The organism is Enterobacter sp. JS8-1, from assembly GCF_049187015.1.
Classification (GTDB): Bacteria; Pseudomonadota; Gammaproteobacteria; order Enterobacterales; family Enterobacteriaceae; genus Enterobacter; species Enterobacter mori.
In genome coordinates, this window is record NZ_CP185805.1 from 797,288 (window position 1) to 816,381 (window position 19,094).

The 19,094-nt window shown below is 54.6% G+C and carries 16 protein-coding genes; 8 read left to right on the top strand and 8 right to left on the bottom strand.

Translation table 11 applies throughout. From position 1 onward, the window contains the following. Nucleotides 1–44: 44 nt before the first annotated feature. Nucleotides 45–836 carry a DUF2950 family protein gene (locus ACOQH0_RS03810; protein WP_421511574.1) on the bottom strand — a complete coding sequence of 264 codons (792 nt, stop codon included), beginning with the start codon at nucleotides 834–836 and terminating at the stop codon, nucleotides 45–47. A 10-nt stretch (nucleotides 837–846) separates the two neighbouring features. Further along, complete coding sequence (locus ACOQH0_RS03815) at nucleotides 847–2,394, bottom strand: DUF3300 domain-containing protein (protein ID WP_421511575.1); 1,548 nt, start codon at nucleotides 2,392–2,394, stop codon at nucleotides 847–849. An 891-nt stretch (nucleotides 2,395–3,285) separates the two neighbouring features. On the opposite strand from ACOQH0_RS03815, the gene acnB reads away from it, so the two are divergent. Next, on the top strand, nucleotides 3,286–5,883 hold the full coding sequence (gene acnB / locus ACOQH0_RS03820) for a bifunctional aconitate hydratase 2/2-methylisocitrate dehydratase (RefSeq protein WP_218308565.1): 2,598 nt from the start codon (nucleotides 3,286–3,288) through the stop codon (nucleotides 5,881–5,883). 207 nt (nucleotides 5,884–6,090) lie between these two features. Next, a complete protein-coding gene (gene yacL, locus ACOQH0_RS03825) occupies nucleotides 6,091–6,453 on the top strand; it encodes a protein YacL (RefSeq protein ID WP_010426919.1) in 363 nt (120 codons plus the stop codon). A 31-nt stretch (nucleotides 6,454–6,484) separates the two neighbouring features. Here the strand turns inward: yacL and speD are convergent, their stop codons facing one another. The 3 genes from speD to ACOQH0_RS03840 form a co-directional block, all read right to left on the bottom strand. Next, a complete protein-coding gene (gene speD, locus ACOQH0_RS03830; RefSeq protein ID WP_042718234.1) occupies nucleotides 6,485–7,279 on the bottom strand; it encodes an adenosylmethionine decarboxylase in 795 nt (264 codons plus the stop codon). Continuing rightward, the gene (gene speE, locus ACOQH0_RS03835) at nucleotides 7,280–8,149 is read right to left on the bottom strand and encodes a polyamine aminopropyltransferase (RefSeq protein ID WP_010426914.1); all 870 of its coding nucleotides are present in this window, start codon (nucleotides 8,147–8,149) and stop codon (nucleotides 7,280–7,282) included. A 102-nt stretch (nucleotides 8,150–8,251) separates the two neighbouring features. After that, nucleotides 8,252–8,599, bottom strand: coding sequence for a YacC family pilotin-like protein (locus tag ACOQH0_RS03840; RefSeq protein ID WP_010426912.1), 348 nt, complete (start codon nucleotides 8,597–8,599; stop codon nucleotides 8,252–8,254). Nucleotides 8,600–8,744: 145 nt separating this feature from the next. On the opposite strand from ACOQH0_RS03840, the gene cueO reads away from it, so the two are divergent. Then, nucleotides 8,745–10,313 (top strand): multicopper oxidase CueO, encoded by a 1,569-nt coding sequence (gene cueO, locus ACOQH0_RS03845; protein ID WP_421511576.1) that lies wholly within the window; start codon nucleotides 8,745–8,747, stop codon nucleotides 10,311–10,313. 135 nt (nucleotides 10,314–10,448) lie between these two features. Here the strand turns inward: cueO and ACOQH0_RS03850 are convergent, their stop codons facing one another. Beyond that, nucleotides 10,449–12,839: a glucose/quinate/shikimate family membrane-bound PQQ-dependent dehydrogenase gene (locus tag ACOQH0_RS03850; RefSeq protein ID WP_421511577.1), complete on the bottom strand. Its 2,391-nt coding sequence runs from the start codon at nucleotides 12,837–12,839 to the stop codon at nucleotides 10,449–10,451. Nucleotides 12,840–13,047: 208 nt separating this feature from the next. Here ACOQH0_RS03850 and hpt point away from each other — a divergent pair, with 208 nt between their 5' ends. Next, nucleotides 13,048–13,584: a hypoxanthine phosphoribosyltransferase gene (hpt, locus tag ACOQH0_RS03855; protein ID WP_421511578.1), complete on the top strand. Its 537-nt coding sequence runs from the start codon at nucleotides 13,048–13,050 to the stop codon at nucleotides 13,582–13,584. A gap of 100 nt (nucleotides 13,585–13,684) precedes the next feature. On the opposite strand, the gene can is transcribed toward hpt, so the two are convergent. Continuing rightward, complete coding sequence (gene can, locus ACOQH0_RS03860; protein ID WP_010426907.1) at nucleotides 13,685–14,347, bottom strand: carbonate dehydratase; 663 nt, start codon at nucleotides 14,345–14,347, stop codon at nucleotides 13,685–13,687. 107 nt (nucleotides 14,348–14,454) lie between these two features. Between can and ACOQH0_RS03865 the strand changes: the two genes are divergently transcribed. The 4 genes from ACOQH0_RS03865 (at nucleotide 14,455) to ACOQH0_RS03880 (ending at nucleotide 18,005) form a co-directional block, all read left to right on the top strand. Then, nucleotides 14,455–15,381 (top strand): ABC transporter ATP-binding protein, encoded by a 927-nt coding sequence (locus tag ACOQH0_RS03865; protein WP_042717872.1) that lies wholly within the window; start codon nucleotides 14,455–14,457, stop codon nucleotides 15,379–15,381. After that, a complete protein-coding gene (locus ACOQH0_RS03870; protein WP_023324161.1) occupies nucleotides 15,378–16,148 on the top strand; it encodes an ABC transporter permease in 771 nt (256 codons plus the stop codon). Before ACOQH0_RS03865 ends, ACOQH0_RS03870 begins: the two co-directional genes overlap by 4 nt. Before the next feature lie 105 nt (nucleotides 16,149–16,253). Then, entirely contained in the window at nucleotides 16,254–16,694 is a 441-nt protein-coding gene (locus ACOQH0_RS03875) for a PTS sugar transporter subunit IIA (RefSeq protein ID WP_421511579.1), read from the top strand. Between the two features lie 63 nt (nucleotides 16,695–16,757). After that, a complete protein-coding gene (locus tag ACOQH0_RS03880; protein ID WP_421512324.1) occupies nucleotides 16,758–18,005 on the top strand; it encodes a polysaccharide deacetylase family protein in 1,248 nt (415 codons plus the stop codon). Nucleotide 18,006: 1 nt separating this feature from the next. On the opposite strand, the gene ACOQH0_RS03885 is transcribed toward ACOQH0_RS03880, so the two are convergent. After that, nucleotides 18,007–19,086, bottom strand: coding sequence for a fimbrial protein StkG (locus ACOQH0_RS03885; RefSeq protein ID WP_421511580.1), 1,080 nt, complete (start codon nucleotides 19,084–19,086; stop codon nucleotides 18,007–18,009). Between the last annotated feature and the right edge of the window lie 8 nt (nucleotides 19,087–19,094).

Here is a 19,094-nt window from a genome sequence, read left to right on the forward strand (position 1 = left end):
GAAAACAGCCGGGTGGCGACGTCGCCTTACCTGGCCTGCCTGTATTACGGGGCGACGGGTTGCCAGGTCTTATCCAGAGGGTATGCGGTCAGGGCATTTGCTTTCTTCGCGGAATCACTGCCGAGATCGCTCTGGTACACCTTGTCGTCCTGATTGATGGTGAAGCTCATCACCCCCGTCTGACCGTAAGTGACTGGCCAGGCGATCATTGCGAAACCGTTATTATCCGGCAAAATGCGAAAACGATAGCCGTGATAGCCTGCTCCTGGCTCTTTAGGACTGAACGCCGGACCCAGCGGGCTTGGCGCTTCGCCTGGCGAGACGGGCCAGTACAGACCGTCCTTTTTCCCCTCAGAACTGACAATTTTCTGCGCATACTTCTGGTTCAACGCAAAATAGCTCTGCTGAGCATCGACATAGGCATGCAGCGCCTCGATGGCACCGAGTTCGTTACGCCCAATCTCGCGCGTGAGGATCGCTTCGGCGCCTGCTTTAATGTCAAATTGCCAGCCGGTAGCGGTTTTCATCACCGGGATCGGCAACTGCCAGTCGCTCTCTCCAACAACCAGATGCGCCACATCGCCCTCGATGGCGGTATCATGGCGAACTTTCCAGTCTCTCAGGAAACGATCAACGGCATCCGGGTCGACCCCTTCAGGCGGCAGGAAGTCGCGCCAGTTCTCCCCAAGAAGGTCGCTCATTGCACGTTCATCATGCTTACTGATGGCGCTCACCAGCGCGTCGGTTGCCTGGCCTGGCGTGCTGAACGATTGCTGTGCCATCGCGGTGGCCGAAAGCATGAATAACGCTATTCCACAGAGTAGTTTACTTTTCATGTCGGCTCCCTTAACGGTGACGGAAATCACGGTGTTCTGCGCGTCCGGCTGAGGCCTGACGGGGCTGATGATGGCGGGCAGCGACTTGTCTGCTCTGCTCGCCCCGACGCTGCTGGGCTTGCCAGTTGCCGGACCGGCTGTCGTTACCGCTCAGCGCATTAGCGCGATGCTGGCTGGTTCGCTGCTGAACATTTCTCTGCTGGGCCGTGCGCTGCTGTGAGGGTTGCGAAACCCGTTTTTCCTGTCGTTGTGTGGCCGCACGGTTATTCTCAGTTCGCTTCGCGATTTGCGGTTTGCTGTCGTAGCCGCGGTAGTTATTGCGCTGTGAAATCTGCTTCAGCTGTTGGCTGGAAGCCTGACGCTGTGCATCTCGGGTTGTCGGGCGCGTTGCCTGAGGGAAGGTTTTTCCTGTCGATTTTTCCATTTGACTCAATGCGGCCTGACGCTGGCTGTCCCGATTGACCGGTTTTTGCTGCGTCACACTGAGCCCTGTCGCCGCTTTCGTGGAGTGGAAACGGGTATTGAGCTGGTTGGTCGGGTACGGCACGCCATCACGATAGGCCGGGTTGTGCTGCCAGGTCCGGTTGGCATCCGTCAGTCGCTGTCCGCTGATTTTATTGAAGTTATCAACGTTGATATTGATGTTGTTATCGCCGTTGCGGTTATAGCCGCCATGATTATCCCAGTCATCATCGTGATGGTGGTGGTCCCAGTCATCGTCGTCATCCCAGTCGATATTGCTGAAGATGGCATAGGTTGTCGCCACCCCCAGACTGAAGCCGAGACCCTTGACCAGACTGTCGGTAAATTGCTCCCCGGGTGAGGGCGGTAAATAGGTGGGCGGGTAGGCCGCGTTTGGCCAGGTACCGTAAACCGTATTGGGGTTATAGGTCGGAACGTAAACCACCTGCGGATCGGCAGATTCAATTTTGATCACCGTCGGGCTTGTGGTGGTGTTTGTTGACTCGCTGGTGGTGGTTTTTGCAGGGGCAGGTTTCGTCACGGTCGTGACCGTTTGCTGTGGCGTTGATTGCAATGCACCGGTTTGTTGCGCCAGCAAGCGCAGGCGTTGAACGGAATCCATTACGTCTTTCGGTTGGGCGAGAAAGGCATCGCCCAGATTTTGGACCCAGGGCGGATTTTCACCCATCAGCGACATCAACTGAGGAAACGCCACCAGCGACTTTACGCTCGGATCCCACGGCTGACCAGCAACGGCCTGAATGGCGGCATCGCCCTGCATTTTGGGATTATCTTTTGACCACTGTGCCGCCTGGATAACGTTTGACGGGTAGGTCGAGGCCATTAAAATTTGCGACAGCAGGGCATCCGGGTAGAGCGCAACTGGGGCAACCCACTGATCGATTTGCGCGGCCGTGTACGTGGGTGCGACGACAGGGGCGGGCTGGGCTGCGGCAGGTGCTGCCGGTTGTTGCGTGACAGGAGCAGGGACGACCGACTCCGTTGCCCGACTTTTGACAAACATAACGCCTGAGGCGGCAAACAGCCCGGCACTGCAGAGAAGGACAAGCAGGTGTGGCTTAAAGGGCAACTTCATAAAATGACTCCAACGAGACAAGCGCTGTGCCGTGAGGCGTTCTTGTTGCCGCGAGTATTATTCACCCGTGTATGACAGTTTTGACTTTTCTTGGGAAACCACCGAAGCGTCCGGATAAAGAGTGTGTGCATTTATTACACAATTATATGCGATGCGGGAAAAGGCGCCGGGAATTCAGAAGGCCGCTCTTGCGAGCGGCCAGCAGCTAATTGCCGAGGTTGACGACAAACAGCACCGTGATGTCGGATATGTTCCAGCCACCGTGCAGCGCGGTTAGCAGTAAACCGATTGCAACGATCAGCGCAGTGATTCGCATCTCCATTGCGTGCGTTCCTGTACAGGCTACGCGGGTTCATACTCCACCGGGAAAGGCAGAACCAGGCAAGTTGGGATTGCCGCGTAGGTTACGGAACTGCTTCCGGGCCCGGTGACTGGTTGCTACACCAGCGAAGCAGGCCGAGAAGAAGAGTAATCGACTCAGTCGTCATTCTGAAGGCGAAAAATGAAGTGAAATGAATTTTCATTCGAAACAGGAAGGCGTTACGCAAAATTGACATAATGGCTTGCAAGCCCGCGGGGCGTGATGCAAAATTCATTTCGTTGGGGTTGCCGCAAATCTGCCAACACGGTGTGCTACCACCGCAAGGCAACAAATAAACCGCTACCTGGCGGTTTTTTTGTACCCAAAATTCGTCTCATCTCCCCGCTACACCATACTTAACGATTCAGCAAATTTTTTAATGTTGCTTTTTTGTAAACGGATTAACACTGTGCAGAAATCCTGCTATGCTGCCCGACGCGGTATCGGGCATTTACCCTACAAACTGCTGTCTCACAGGAGCGTGAAGAGAACGCCCGCCGCATATGACAATGAGAGCGAGGAGAACCGTCGTGCTAGAAGAATACCGTAAGCACGTAGCAGAACGTGCCGCCGAGGGAATTGTACCCAAACCTTTAGATGCAACCCAAATGGCCGCGCTCGTCGAGCTGCTGAAGAACCCGCCTAAGGGCGAAGAAGAATTCCTGTTAGATCTGTTGATCAACCGCGTACCGCCTGGCGTAGATGAAGCTGCCTACGTAAAAGCCGGATTCCTTGCTGCTATCGCCAAAGGCGAAGCCACCTCCCCACTGGTTACTCCTGAAAAAGCCATTGAACTGCTCGGCACCATGCAGGGTGGTTACAACATTCATCCGCTGATTGACGCGCTGGATAACGACAAGCTGGCACCGATTGCCGCTAAAGCGCTCTCTTCCACGCTGCTGATGTTCGATAACTTCTACGATGTAGAAGAAAAAGCCAAAGCGGGCAACGTCTATGCGAAGCAGGTGATGCAGTCCTGGGCGGATGCCGAATGGTTCCTGAACCGTCCAGCCCTGGCTGATAAAATCACCGTTACCGTCTTTAAAGTGACCGGTGAAACCAACACCGATGACCTCTCTCCGGCACCGGACGCGTGGTCTCGCCCGGATATCCCTCTGCACGCCCTGGCGATGCTGAAAAACGCTCGTGAAGGCATTGAGCCGGATCAGCCGGGCAGCGTCGGCCCGATCAAACAGATCGAAGCCCTGCAGGAGAAAGGTTTCCCGCTGGCTTACGTGGGTGACGTTGTGGGTACCGGCTCTTCTCGTAAATCCGCAACCAACTCCGTGCTGTGGTTCATGGGCGACGATATCCCTCACGTGCCTAACAAGCGCGGCGGTGGCCTGTGCCTCGGTGGCAAAATTGCGCCGATCTTCTTCAACACCATGGAAGATGCGGGCGCGCTGCCGATTGAAGTGGATGTGTCCAACCTGAACATGGGCGATGTGATTGACGTTTACCCGTTCAAGGGCGAAGTGCGTAACCACGAAACCAACGAACTGCTGGCAAGCTTCGAGCTGAAAACCGACGTGCTGATCGACGAAGTGCGTGCAGGTGGCCGTATCCCGCTGATTATCGGTCGTGGCCTGACCACCAAAGCGCGTGAAGCGCTGGGTCTGCCGCACAGTGACGTGTTCCGTCAGGCGAAAGATGTGGCGGAGAGCAGCCGTGGTTACTCTCTGGCGCAGAAAATGGTGGGCCGTGCGTGCGGCGTAGCGGGTGTTCGTCCGGGTGCGTACTGCGAGCCTAAGATGACCTCCGTGGGCTCTCAGGACACCACCGGTCCAATGACCCGTGACGAACTGAAAGACCTGGCGTGCCTGGGCTTCTCGTCCGACCTGGTGATGCAGTCCTTCTGCCACACCGCGGCGTATCCGAAGCCGGTCGACGTAACCACGCACCACACGCTGCCAGACTTCATCATGAACCGCGGCGGCGTCTCTCTGCGTCCGGGCGACGGCGTCATCCACTCCTGGCTGAACCGCATGCTGCTGCCGGATACCGTGGGTACTGGCGGTGACTCTCACACCCGTTTCCCAATCGGTATCTCTTTCCCGGCGGGCTCTGGTCTGGTGGCGTTTGCTGCGGCGACCGGCGTGATGCCGCTGGATATGCCGGAATCGGTGCTGGTGCGCTTCAAAGGTAAAATGCAGCCGGGTATCACCCTGCGCGACCTGGTTCACGCGATCCCGCTGTATGCGATTAAACAGGGCCTGCTGACCGTTGAGAAGAAAGGGAAGAAAAACATCTTCTCTGGCCGCATTCTGGAAATTGAAGGTCTGCCGGATCTGAAAGTGGAACAGGCGTTCGAGCTGACCGATGCCTCCGCCGAGCGTTCTGCTGCAGGCTGTACCATCAAGCTGAACCAGGCGCCAATCGAAGAGTACCTGACTTCCAACATTGTGCTGCTGAAGTGGATGATTGCCGAAGGCTACGGCGACCGTCGTACCCTGGAGCGTCGTATTCAGGGCATGGAAAAATGGCTGGCGGATCCGCAGCTGCTGGAAGCCGATGCTGACGCAGAGTACGCGGCGGTGATCGACATCGATCTGGCGGATATTAAAGAGCCGATCCTCTGTGCACCGAACGATCCGGACGATGCGCGTCCGCTCTCTGAAGTTCAGGGTGAGAAAATCGACGAAGTGTTCATTGGTTCCTGCATGACCAACATCGGTCACTTCCGCGCTGCCGGTAAGCTGCTGGATACTCATAAAGGCCAGCTGCCGACCCGTCTGTGGGTGGCACCGCCAACCCGTATGGACGCGGCGCAGCTGACCGAAGAGGGCTATTACAGCGTGTTTGGTAAGAGCGGTGCGCGAATTGAAATCCCTGGCTGTTCTCTCTGTATGGGTAACCAGGCGCGCGTGGCTGACGGTGCGACGGTGGTGTCCACCTCTACCCGTAACTTCCCGAACCGTTTAGGTACCGGTGCGAACGTCTTCCTGGCCTCTGCGGAGCTGGCGGCGGTTGCGGCGCTGATTGGCAAACTGCCAACGCCGGAAGAGTACCAGACCTTTGTGGCTCAGGTGGATAAGACAGCGGTGGATACCTATCGCTATCTGAACTTCGACCAGCTCTCTCAGTACACCGAGAAGGCCGACGGGGTTATCTTCCAGACGGCAGTATAAATGCTACCCTCTCCCGTGGGAGAGGAGCTGGGGGTGAGGGCACCAGACCGCACCTGACCCATTGCCCGGTGGCGCTACGCTAACCGGGCCTACAAAACCCATCGCAACGGCGGTGGGTTTTTTATTTTCATTCCTCCCACCTCTCCCGCTTTTTTTCTTCCTCGCTGCTGCGATAATTACCCTAATGGCTTTGCAGAGGAAAACACTATGGATTACGAATTTCTGCGCGACATCACCGGAGTGGTGAAAGTGCGTATGTCGATGGGCCACGAAGCCGTTGGACACTGGTTTAACGAAGAGGTGAAGGAGAATCTCGCACTTCTTGATGAAGTGGAAGAGGCGGCGAAGACGGTAAAAGGCAGTGAGCGCTCCTGGCAGCGCGCCGGGCATGAATACACCCTGTGGATGGATGGCGAAGAGGTGATGGTGCGCGCCAACCAGCTCGAGTTTTCAGGTGACGAGATGGAAGAGGGGATGAGCTACTACGACGAAGAGAGCCTGTCGATGTGCGGCGTAGAGGATTTCCTTCAGGTGGTAAATGCGTACCGCGACTTTATGAAACAGAAATAACAGACCGGAGCATCCCTGCTCCGGCTTGCTCTTACACGGCCGGAATATTGCGGCCGTAGTAGATCTCGCGCATCTCTTTCCAGAGCAGGTCAGTAATCGCCTTACGCTCTTCTTCGCTCAAATCTTCCGGTTTGGTATGGAACATGTAGTGCTTAAGGTCAAACTCCTTAAGTAACATCTTGGTATGGAAGATGTTCTCCTGATACACGTTCACGTCCATCATGTCGTACAGCGATTTCATGTCTTCAGACATAAAGTTCTGAATAGAGTTGATCTCATGGTCGATAAAGTGCTTCATACCGTTGATATCACGGGTAAAACCACGCACGCGATAATCAATCGTGACGATGTCCGATTCCAGCTGGTGGATTAAATAGTTCAGCGCGTTCAGCGGTGAGATCACGCCGCAGGTCGACACTTCTATGTCCGCGCGGAAGGTGCACAGCCCGCCTTCAGGGTGGCTTTCCGGGTAGGTATGTACGCAGATGTGGCTCTTATCGAGATGCGCGACGACCACTTCCGGCAGCGGGCCCGGATGCTCGGTTTTGTCGATAAGCTTCGGGTCTACCGGCTCTTCGCTCACCAGAATGGTGACGCTCGCGCCCTGAGGTTCATAATCCTGACGCGCGATGTTCAGGATGTTGGCGCCAATGATTGAGCAGGTTTCTGACAGGATCTCCGTCAGGCGGTTAGCGTTGTAGAGTTCATCGATATAGGCGATGTAGCCATCGCGTTCTTCTGCAGTTTTGACGTAGCAGATATCGTAAATACAAAAACTCAGGCTTTTGGTCAGGTTGTTAAAGCCATGCAGTTTCAGCTTTTTCAATTAGCTCACCCCCTTTGAGGACAGTGCGTCTTGCAGATATTGTGGCAAGGCAAACGCCGCGGTATGGACGGCCGGGTTGTAATAGCGACATTTAAGACCCGCTTGGTGGAAGCGCGCCTGAATGATTTCGGTAGAGAGATGACGCAGCACCTCGTTGTCGGTTGCCCACGCAAAGGTCATGATACCGCCGTAATAGGTCGGGATCGCGGCCTGGTAGAAGCTGACGTCGCTAAAGTAGGTGCTCAGCTTGCGGTGGCTGTCGAGGGCTTCATCCTGCTGCAGGAAGCAGACGCCGTTTTGCGCGACGAAGATCCCGCCGGGATTCAGGCAGCGCTTGCAGCCTTCGTAGAACGAGGAGGTAAACAGCGACGCGCCCGGACCGATCGGATCGGTGCAATCAGAGATAATCACATCAAACGTTTGCGTGGTCTGGTTAACAAAATTGACGCCGTCGTCGATAACCAGATTAAAGCGCGGATCGTCGTAGCTGCCGGCATTATGGTTGGGCAGGTACTGACGGCAGAACGAAACCACACCCGCATCGATTTCCACCATCGTGATGGTTTCGACGGACTGATGGCGGGAAACTTCACGCAGCATCGCGCCGTCGCCGCCGCCAATAATCAGAACGTGCTTTGCGTGGCCGTGGGCCAGCAGCGGAACGTGGGTCATCATCTCATGATAAATAAACTCATCGCGCTCGGTGGTTTGCACCACGCCGTCCAGCGCCATGACGCGGCCAAACGCGGCGTTCTCGAAGATGATCAGATCCTGATGATCGGTCTTCTCGTGATAAAGCACGTTATCAACGGCAAAGTACTGACCAAACTGATCGTGCAGCGTTTCTTGCCATACCGTTTTCTCGGTCATGGGCTGTCCTCTCCATCGTTTACATCCTGACAATCAGCAGAAGGGGCGCAACACATCACCGCCGTGAAGCGGTTAGCGAGTCAACAAGGGGCATCGGGAAGGTTACTTCACGTAGGCGAGCAGGCTGAGTGAATCACGAGCCAGCGCTTTGCATTTTTTAGCAGTGGGAATCCCGATACCGCTCAAATCGCGGTAGCTGTCTTCACCGAGCGCCTTCATGTCGAAGCTGTCGTAGTTGCTGAGATCCCATTGGTTCTGCTGGGCAAAAAAGACCAGTGCGCGACGAATCTGCCCGTTGGGTAAATTCTGGTAACCACAATCGTTTTTCAGAAACACAAACACCGCCGTGAGATCGGCCATATCTTCTGCTTCGTTTTCACTCAGCGCGTAACTGTTCGCACACATCGCCATCAGGCCACTGAACAAAATTGTTCTGAAAAACGTCTTCATTGCTTCTACCACTGCATCACGGAAAATTAACGTTAGCATACTTGATGCCAGGCCGACGACCTTTATTATTGCCGCTTTACTTGACCTTCCGGTAAGGGGAGGGTTTATGCTCAAAAGATCGCCGGCTGGAAATAAGGAAATGAACATGCAACGTCGTGATTTTTTAAAATATTCCGCTGCGCTGGGGGCTGCCAGCGCATTACCACTCTGGAGTCGCGCCGTTTTCGCGGCTGACAGACCCGCCTTACCCATTCCTGAATTGCTGACTGCTGATGCCCGCAGTCGTATCCAGCTTGTGGTGCAATCGGGCAAAACGACCTTTGGTGCGAATACCGCCACAACCTGGGGCTATAACGGAAATCTCCTCGGTCCGGCGCTCCAGTTACGCAAAGGAAAAACCGTCACCGTTGATATCCATAACACGCTGTCGGAAGAGACCACGCTGCACTGGCACGGGCTGGAAGTGCCGGGCGAAGTAGACGGGGGACCACAGGGCGTTATCAAGGCTGGTGGCAAACGCAGCGTGACCTTTACCCCTGACCAACGTGCGGCGACCTGCTGGTTCCACCCGCATCAGCACGGCAAAACGGGCCATCAGGTGGCGATGGGGCTGGCGGGGCTGGTGCTGATTGAAGACGACGAAAGCCGCCTGCTACGCCTGCCGAAACAGTGGGGCATCGACGACGTTCCGGTGATTGTGCAGGACAAGAAATTCAATGCTGACGGGCAAATTGACTACCAGCTGGACGTCATGAGTGCGGCGGTGGGCTGGTTTGGCGACACGTTGCTGACCAACGGCGCGATCTACCCTCAGCATGCCGCGCCGAAAGGCTGGCTGCGTTTACGTCTGCTTAACGGCTGTAACGCCCGTTCGCTGAACTTCGCCGCCAGCGATAAGCGCCCGCTGTACGTGGTGGCAAGCGACGGTGGACTCTTGCCGGAGCCGGTAAAAGTGAACGCGTTGCCGATGCTGATGGGCGAACGCTTCGAGGTGCTGGTGGACATCAGCGACGGCAAGGCGTTTGACCTCGTCACCCTGCCAGTCAGCCAGATGGGGATGGCGGTTGCGCCATTTGATAAGCCGCATCCGGTGCTGCGTATTCAGCCTTTACTGGTGACCGCTTCCGGCACGTTGCCGGATACGTTAACTATCCTGCCAGCGCTCCCGTCGCTTGACGGGCTTACGCAGCGCAAGCTACAGCTTTCCATGAACCCAATGCTCGACATGATGGGCATGCAGGCGCTGATGGCGAAATATGGCGATCAGGCGATGGCGGGGATGCACCACGGGCAGATGATGGGCCATATGAATATGGACCACGGCAAAATGGGCGGCATGGGGAACATGAATCACGGCGACCACGGCTTTGATTTCCACAACGCCAATATGATCAACGGCAAAGCGTTCGACATGAACACGCCGATGTTTGCTGCGACAAAGGGTCAGTTTGAGCGCTGGGTGATTTCGGGCGAAGGGGACATGATGCTGCATCCGTTCCATATCCACGGTACCCAGTTCCGCATTCTCTCAGAAAACGGCAAAGCGCCGGATGCGCACCGCGCGGGCTGGAAAGATACGGTGAGAGTGGAAGGTGGCGTCAGCGAGGTGCTGGTGAAGTTTGACCACGATGCGCCGAAGGCGTTTGCCTATATGGCGCACTGCCATCTGCTGGAGCATGAGGATACGGGGATGATGCTTGGGTTCACTGTTTAAAACAGTGCGGCCTGATGCCCTCACCCTGACCCTCTCCCACAGGGAGAGGGAACAGACACAAAAACGGCAACCGAAGTTGCCGTTTTGCATATTTCTGTAGGCCGGGTAAGGCGTAGCCGCCACCCGGCTTTTCAGTTACTTGTTTTCGTCCGGCAACGCATACGCGACAATATAGTCGCCCATCTTCGTGCCAAACGAACCGTGACCACCTGCAGAGATGACAACGTACTGCTTGCCGTTCACTTCATAGGTCATCGGCGTGGCCTGTCCACCGGCTGGCAGACGGCCTTGCCACAGTTTTTCACCGTTGGTCATGTTGTACGCGCGCAGGTAGTTATCTGCGGTTGCCGCGATGAACAGCACGTTACCGGCGGTGGAGATTGGGCCACCCAGCATTGGCATACCCATATTGAACGGCACCGGAACCGGCATTGGGAACGGCATGCTGTCCTGTGGCGTACCAATACGTTTTTTCCATACGATCTGGTTGGTTTTCAGATCCAGACCGGAGATATAACCCCAGGCAGGCTGTTTACACGGCAGACCAAACGGAGACAGGAACGGGTTCAGGGTTACGCCGAACGGTACGCCGTACTGCGGCTGGATACCGGCTTCGGTGCCGCTGCCTTTCGCGTCTTTCGGCTGCTCCAATGGGTTGCCCGGACCGCGCGGGATCAGACGGGAAACGAACGGCAGCGCCATTGGGTTGGCAATTGCCACCTGACGGTTCGGGTCGACGGAGATCCCGCCCCACTCGAACATCCCCAGGTTACCCGGGAAGACCAGCGTGCCCTGCTCAGACGGAGGCGTGAAGATGCCTTCGTAGCGCAGCTGATGGAACATCACGCGGCACACCAGCTGGTCAAACATGGTAGCACCCCACATGTCTGCACCGCTGAGGTCTTTCTTCGGACGGAAGCTCAGGTTAGAGAACGGCTGGGTTTTGCTGACGTAGTCGCCTTTTGCGGCACCCTGCGGAACCGGTTTTTCCGGTGCAGGCACAACCAGCTTACCGTTGCTGCGATCCAGGACGAAGATATTGCCCGTCTTGGCTGGGGCGTAAATCACCGGAACGGTTTTACCATCGACGGTAATGTCTGCCAGCGTCGGCTGGGACGGCATATCCATATCCCACAGATCGTGGTGAACGGTCTGATAGCTCCACGCCAGTTTACCGGTCGTTGCGTTCAGCGCCACGATAGCGCTCGCGTAACGTTCCTGCTCCGGCGTGCGGTTACCGCCCCAGATATCTGGCGTGGTGACGCCCATCGGCAGGTAGACCAGGTCCAGCTTCGCGTCATACGCCGCCGGGGCCCAGGAGTTTGGCGAGTTAAAAGTAAAGGTGTGCTCGTCCGACGGGATCGCGTTGGGATCTTTCGCGCCCGGGTCGAAGGCCCACAGCAGTTTACCGGTGTTTACGTCAAAACCGCGGATGACGCCGGAGGTTTCACGCGTAGAGAAGTTATCCGTTACCGAACCGGCAATCACGATGGTTTTATCGGTGATGATTGGCGGTGAAGTTGGCTCATACAGACCCGGGGTGGTGTCCGGCATGTTGGTCTGCAGGTTCAGGATGCCTTTGTTGGCGAAGGTTTCGCACAGCTTGCCCGTTTCGGCGTTAATCGCGAACAGACGGCCATCGTTCACCGGCAGCATAATGCGGCGAGGACAGTCGGCAATGACTTCCGGGCTGGCATTATCGGCACGCGCTTCGTGGTAAGAGACGCCACGACAGGTGATGTGCTGGAACGACGGGTTAGAGTTCAGCTGTGGATCGAAGTGCCATTTCTCTTTACCTGTGGCCGCGTCGAGCGCGAACAGACGCTGGTGCGCCGTACACAGGTAGAGCATGTTGCCCACTTTGATCGGGGTGACTTCGTTGGTCAGTTCACCCGGATCGTTCGGCATCTTCAGGTCACCGGTACGGAATACCCAGGCTTCCTTCAGGTTCTTCACGTTGTCCGCGTTGATCTGCTTCAGCGGAGAGTAGCGTTGACCTTCCTGGTTACGACCGTACGCAGGCCAGTCACCGTCAGCGACCTGCGAGATAGCAGCCGCAGGCGTGGATTCCGCGTTCAGCGTACCGTTGATCTCCTGTGGGTCATTAAAACCGGCCCAGGTCAGAATGCCGCCAGTAATCAGCAGGGCAACAACCAGGCCCGCTACAGCACCGCTTGAAGGCACAATCAGGCGACGCCAGACGAACGGCAGGATCAGCCAGATACCAAAGAAGACCAGGATGTCGCTGCGCGGCGTCAGTGCCCAGAAGTCGAACCCGACTTCCCAGACGCCCCAGATCATGGTGGCAAGGAGGAGTGCGGCATACAGCCACAGTGCGGATTGTTTTCTACGCAACAGCAGGATGGTTACGGCAACCATAACCAGACCCGCAATCGGGTAGTACCAGGAGCCGCCTAAAGCGACCAGCCAGACGCCACCGATTAACAGATACAGCGCGCAGAAGGCTGCGAACGCGGCTGTTAATGTCACCAGTAGACGCGGCTGTTTAGAGTGTGTTTCAGCCATAGAAAGTGTACTCGTCAGTTTTTGTTAATAATTTGCTAGCAACTAATTATAGGTATTAACAAGTGTGATCGGAATCACAATATTTGCTTTTTGTAACTCATACGCCAGGGTTATCCATTTGCTGGTATAATGGCGGGCTTGCGTATCGATGCCGGAAATACATTCACCTGCATTGAGAGATTTTCATTAAAATCATATGGTTAGTAATATGAAACATACTGTTGAAGTGATGATCCCGGAAGCCGAGATCAAAGCGCGTATCGCCGAACTGGGTCGTCAAATCACCGAACATTACAAGGACAGCGGCAGCGAAATGGTGCTGGTCGGTCTTTTACGTGGCTCTTTCATGTTCATGGCAGACCTGTGCCGTGAAGTGCAGGTGTCCCATGAGGTCGATTTTATGACCGCCTCCAGCTACGGCAGCGGCATGTCCACAACCCGTGATGTGAAAATCCTGAAAGATCTGGATGAAGATATTCGTGGCAAAGATGTGTTGATCGTTGAAGACATTATCGACTCTGGTAACACGCTCTCTAAAGTGCGCGAGATCCTGAGCCTGCGTCAGCCTAAATCGCTGGCGATTTGTACGCTGCTGGATAAGCCAGATCGTCGTGAAGTGCAGGTGCCGGTGGCGTTCGTAGGCTTCTCGATTCCGGACGAATTCGTCGTCGGTTATGGCATTGACTACGCGCAGCGTTATCGCCATCTGCCATATGTCGGAAAAGTCGTGATTCTGGACGAGTAGTTGCGGTTTGTTGCCCGGTGGCGCGCAGCGATCCGGGCCTACGAATGGGCACATGTAGGCCGGGTAAGGCGCAGCCGCCACCCGGCTTTTTAACGTGCACTTATTTATGGTTCACATGCTTAAGCTTGAGGTTGGCAATGCCCGAACGGTAACGCTGCTCCAGCGTTTCGCGGTTGGTGGCGGTCACTTCCAGATTGCGCAGCAGGCCGTCGTGAATGCCGTACGCCCAGCCGTGGATGGAAACCTTCTGCCCACGTTTCCACGCGGACTGCATAATCGTTGAGTGGCCCAGGTTATAGACCTGCTCCATCACGTTCAGCTCGCAAAGGGTATCAAGTCGACGCTCCTGCGGCATTTCACCCAACAGTGAGCTATGTTTGAACCAGATGTCGCGGATGTGCAGCAGCCAGTTATCGATTAACCCCAGCTCTGTATTTTCAACCGCCGCCTGTACGCCACCGCAGCCGTAGTGGCCGCAAATAATGATGTGCTCAACTTCCAGCACGTCAACGGCATACTGAACGACAGAAAGGCAGTTGAGATCGGTATGAATAACAAGGTTGGCTACGTTACGGTGAACAAAAAGTTCGCCAGGTTCGAGACCGGTCAGGCGTTCTGCCGGGACGCGGCTGTCGGAACATCCAATCCATAGAAAGCGTGGGTTTTGCGCTTGCGCCAGCTTCCCGAAAAATCCGGGGTCTTCTTCAACCAGCATCTTTGACCATAGTGCATTGTTGCTGATGAGTGTATCTATGTTATTCATGGACGTTAACGGCCTGTAACCTGGTAATTGCGTTGCGCTACTATAGGGTAACCCGACTTTTAATGAAACCACACAAGGTGTGTAAGAACTGAAGGTAAGTTTAATTCATGGCAATTGCACTGGAGCTTGAGCAGCTTAAAAAAACCTATCCGGGCGGCGTTCAGGCGCTGCGCGGGATAGATCTCAAAGTAGAGGCGGGGGATTTCTATGCGCTTCTTGGACCGAACGGGGCGGGGAAATCTACCACTATCGGCATTATCAGTTCGCTGGTGAACAAAACCTCAGGTCGCGTAAGCGTCTTTGGCTACGATCTGCAGAAAGATGTGGTCAACGCCAAGCGCCAGCTGGGGCTGGTGCCGCAGGAGTTCAACTTCAACCCGTTCGAGACGGTACAGCAGATTGTCGTTCAGCAGGCGGGTTATTACGGCGTTGAGTATAAAGAGGCGATTGAGCGTAGCGAAAAATACCTTAAACAGCTCGATTTGTGGGAAAAGCGTAACGAACGTGCGCGCATGTTGTCCGGTGGGATGAAGCGCCGCCTGATGATTGCTCGCGCGCTGATGCACGAGCCAAAGCTGCTTATCCTCGATGAACCGACTGCGGGTGTGGATATTGAACTGCGCCGTTCCATGTGGGGCTTCCTGAAGGATCTGAACGATAAAGGCACCACCATTATTCTGACCACCCACTATCTCGAAGAAGCTGAGATGCTGTGCCGCAACATCGGCATTATTCAGCATGGTGAGCTGGTGGAAAACACGTCGATGAAGGATCTGCTCTCTAAGCTGAAATCCGAAACCTTTATTCTCGATCTGGCGGCGAAAAGCGCGCTGCCGAAGCTCGAAGGGTATAACTACCGTCTGGTGGATACCTCGACGCTGGAAGTGGAAGTGCTGCGCGAGCAGGGCATCAACAGCGTCTTCTCACAGTTGAGCGCGCAGGGCATTCAGGTATTGAGTATGCGTAACAAAGCGAACCGACTGGAAGAGCTGTTTGTCTCTCTGGTGCATGAAAAACAAGGAGACAAGGCATGACGCATCTTTACTGGGTCGCGCTGAAAAGTATCTGGGCGAAAGAGATCAACCGCTTTATGCGCATCTGGGTGCAAACCCTGGTGCCGCCAGTCATCACCATGACGCTCTACTTCATCATCTTTGGTAACCTGATCGGTTCCCGGATTGGTGAGATGCACGGCTTTACCTATATGCAGTTTATCGTGCCGGGGCTGATCATGATGGCGGTGATCACCAACGCCTATGCCAACGTGGCATCCTCATTCTTTAGCGCTAAGTTCCAGCGCAACATTGAAGAGCTGCTGGTGGCACCAGTGCCAACACACGTCATTATTGCTGGTTACGTGGGCGGCGGCGTGGCGCGCGGTTTGTGCGTGGGGATCCTGGTGACGGCGATTTCGCTGTTCTTCGTGCCGTTCCAGGTGCACTCGTGGCTGTTTGTCGCGCTGACGCTTCTGCTGACCGCGATCCTGTTCTCGCTGGCGGGCCTGCTGAACGCGGTGTTTGCCAAAACGTTCGACGACATCAGCCTGATCCCGACCTTCGTGCTGACGCCGCTGACCTATCTGGGTGGGGTGTTTTACTCCCTGACGCTGCTGCCACCGTTCTGGCAGGCGCTGTCGCACCTGAACCCGATTGTCTACATGATCAGCGGCTTCCGCTTTGGCTTCCTCGGCATTACCGATGTGCCGCTGTTTACCACGGTGGTGGTGCTGGTAGTGTTCATCATCGCCTTCTACCTGCTGTGTTGGTATCTGATCCAGCGCGGACGCGGTCTGCGCAGCTAACTTTCTGCCCGGCGACATTCTGTTTGCCGGGCACTTTTCTTTGACAGTTATCACCGTAAGCAAACCTTCCCTACGCTAAACTACTCGCCTGCTAAGGAGAGACGTATGCTGGGATGGGTTATCACCTGCCACGATGAACACGCGCAGGATATGCTGGATAAGCTTGAAGCTAAATTTGGTCCGCTGGCACAGTGCCGTGCAGTCAATTACTGGCGTGGGTTAAGCACCAACATGCTCAGCCGCATGATGTGCGATGCGCTGCATGAAACCGACACGGGCGATGGCGTGATCTTTCTGACCGATAAATCCGGCGCGGCGCCTTATCGTTCCGCCGCGCTGTTAAGCCACAAGCACGAAAACTGCGAAGTTATTTCCGGCATCAACTATGCGCTGCTGGAAGCGATGCATCTTCAACGTGAAACCTTAACCAGCGCTGAGTTTCGCAATACCCTCGTGGGTATGCAGGTTCCGGGCGTAAGTAGCCTGTGGCATCAGCAGCAGAAAAACCCGCCTTTCGTTCTGCTTCACGATCTGTATAAGCATTAAACGTTGGTATTGATGTCGCATTTGTTACAATGGCGACTGATTTCCCGTATCGATTTATATCCCATGTTAATGCGCGTTATTTTCCTGCTGTTGCTGCTGGTTTCCGGCGGTACTTCTGCCAGTCTGATTAGCCAGCAAGGGCTTCCGGCCCGCTATATGCAAACCACCGAAGATGCGGCCATCTGGGCACAGGTGGGAAGTAATGTGATCAACGTGGGAAACGTCAGGGCCGGACAAATTCTTGCCGTGGTGCCGACCTCTGCTGACTATTACGAATTTCGTTTTGGTTTTGGCACGGGGTTTATTGATAAAGGGCATCTTGAAGAGGTGCAGGGCAAACAGCGCGTTGAGGACAGCCTTGGCGATTTGAATAAGCCGCTCAGCAATCAGAACCTGATCACCTGGAAAGACACGCCGGTGTATAACGCTCCCAATAGCGGGAGCGCGCCCTTCGGTACCATGAGCCCCAACCTCCGGTATCCCATCCTCAGTAAGTTGAAAGATCGCCTTAACCAGACCTGGTTCCAGATCCGCATCGGCAATCGTCTGGCGTGGATCAGCAGTCTGGATGCGCAGGAAGATAACGGCCTTCCGGTCCTGACTTACCATCACATTTTGCGTGATGAGGAGAACACGCGTTTTCGTCATACATCCACGACGACCAGCGTACGCGCGTTCAACAACCAGATGGCCTGGCTACGCGATCAAGGCTATGCCACGCTGACGATGTACCAGCTGGAAGGGTACGTGCGCAATAAGATGAACCTGCCCGCGAAGGCGGTGGTGATCACCTTTGATGATGGCCTGAAATCGGTCAGCCGCTATGCGTATCCCATTCTGAAAGAGTACGGCTTTAACGCGACGGCGTTTATCATATCGTCGCGAATTAAAGGCCATGCGCAGAAGTGGGACCCGAAATCGCTGCAATTTATGAGCGTTCATGAGATTAAGGGGATTCAGGATGTATTTGATATTCAGTCCCACACCCATTTCCTGCATCGCGTTGATGGGTATAAACACCCGATCTTGCTGAGCCGCAGCTACCACGTGACCCTGTTTGATTTTGAACGCTCACGACGTGCGCTGGCGCAGTTTAACCCGCGCGTGCTCTATCTTTCGTATCCGTTTGGCGGCTATGACAATAAAGCGATAAAGGCGGCGAATGACGCCGGTTTTCATCTGGCAGTGACGACGATGAAAGGGAAGGTAAAGCCGGGGGATAATCCGTTCTTACTGAAACGCCTGTATATCTTAAGAACGGATTCGCTGGAGACGATGTCGCGGCTGATCAGCAATCAGCCGCAGGGGTAAATTACTCGTAGGTGAACTGCAGAGTGCCGATGGCGCTGAATGTGCCGGAGGTGACTTTTTCTGTGTCAGATTTCACCAGGCGAGCGGTTAACGCTGCGCTGAATAAGGCAATTGTTGTGCCATCCTCAACGCTATAGCTGCTGGTTGAGTTTGGCTGGACTTGGTTATCGTTTGGCCACTTAATAATAACGCCAACGCCTTTTGCAGCATTAGATGGCGCAGCATTCGCAATCAATGAGCCGTCGCTTCCCGTTGTCTTACTGGTGGTTAGCTTCATGGTAATTTTGCGCGTATTACTGCAATTCCCGTTAATGACGAAATAAACGTTTTGCGTGTTATCGTTCTCCAGATCTGAAACATCATATTCCCCTAGGGAAACTGTTCTGGGGCCCGTCATAATACAGGTGGGTTGCTGTATGGGGGTGGAAAAGGCCATATCGGCAACTGTGATTGTGACTTTGGGATGATCGATGAATGAAGTACCTATCGGATCGCCAATCGCGATTTTCCCAATTGTTCCACCTTCGGGACTAACCGTTAAAACATTTTTGGGGATGCCGGTGAATGTGGGGAGTTGGTAAAATTCAATGGCGGCTTGCCATGACCTGTTGTCCAGGAGTTCATCATGGTTATTCATATGCAGCGTAAGAAACCATCCTCTTATATTGGAAGAGAAGAACGCTGTAGCGGAGTGGTCTACTGTTTGCAACGCCAGTGAATACGCAATACCTGGAATATTGGTCTTGAATAAACCCTTACCATCAATACTGCCAACCAATAAATCAGATTGAGTTAGCGTAAATATATTTTCACCATCATCCCCCGGATGACAGTCACTTTTTAGTTCTGGGCTAAGGTTGAGTGGGTAAAGCGTACTAATTTTTGTGGGGGCGTTTACCGAGCTAAGCACAGATAGTGTTGGTTTGCCGTTTATAAAATCACCGACAGAATGCGATGATAAACTTTCAAATCGACATTCAACGTTCGCACTGACTTTAAAGGTGCTGAACGCTAATATTGTGATTAACATTATGAATTTTGTAAAACTTAGGGATGCCATGGCCCCTGAATTCTGTTCCATAAATATCC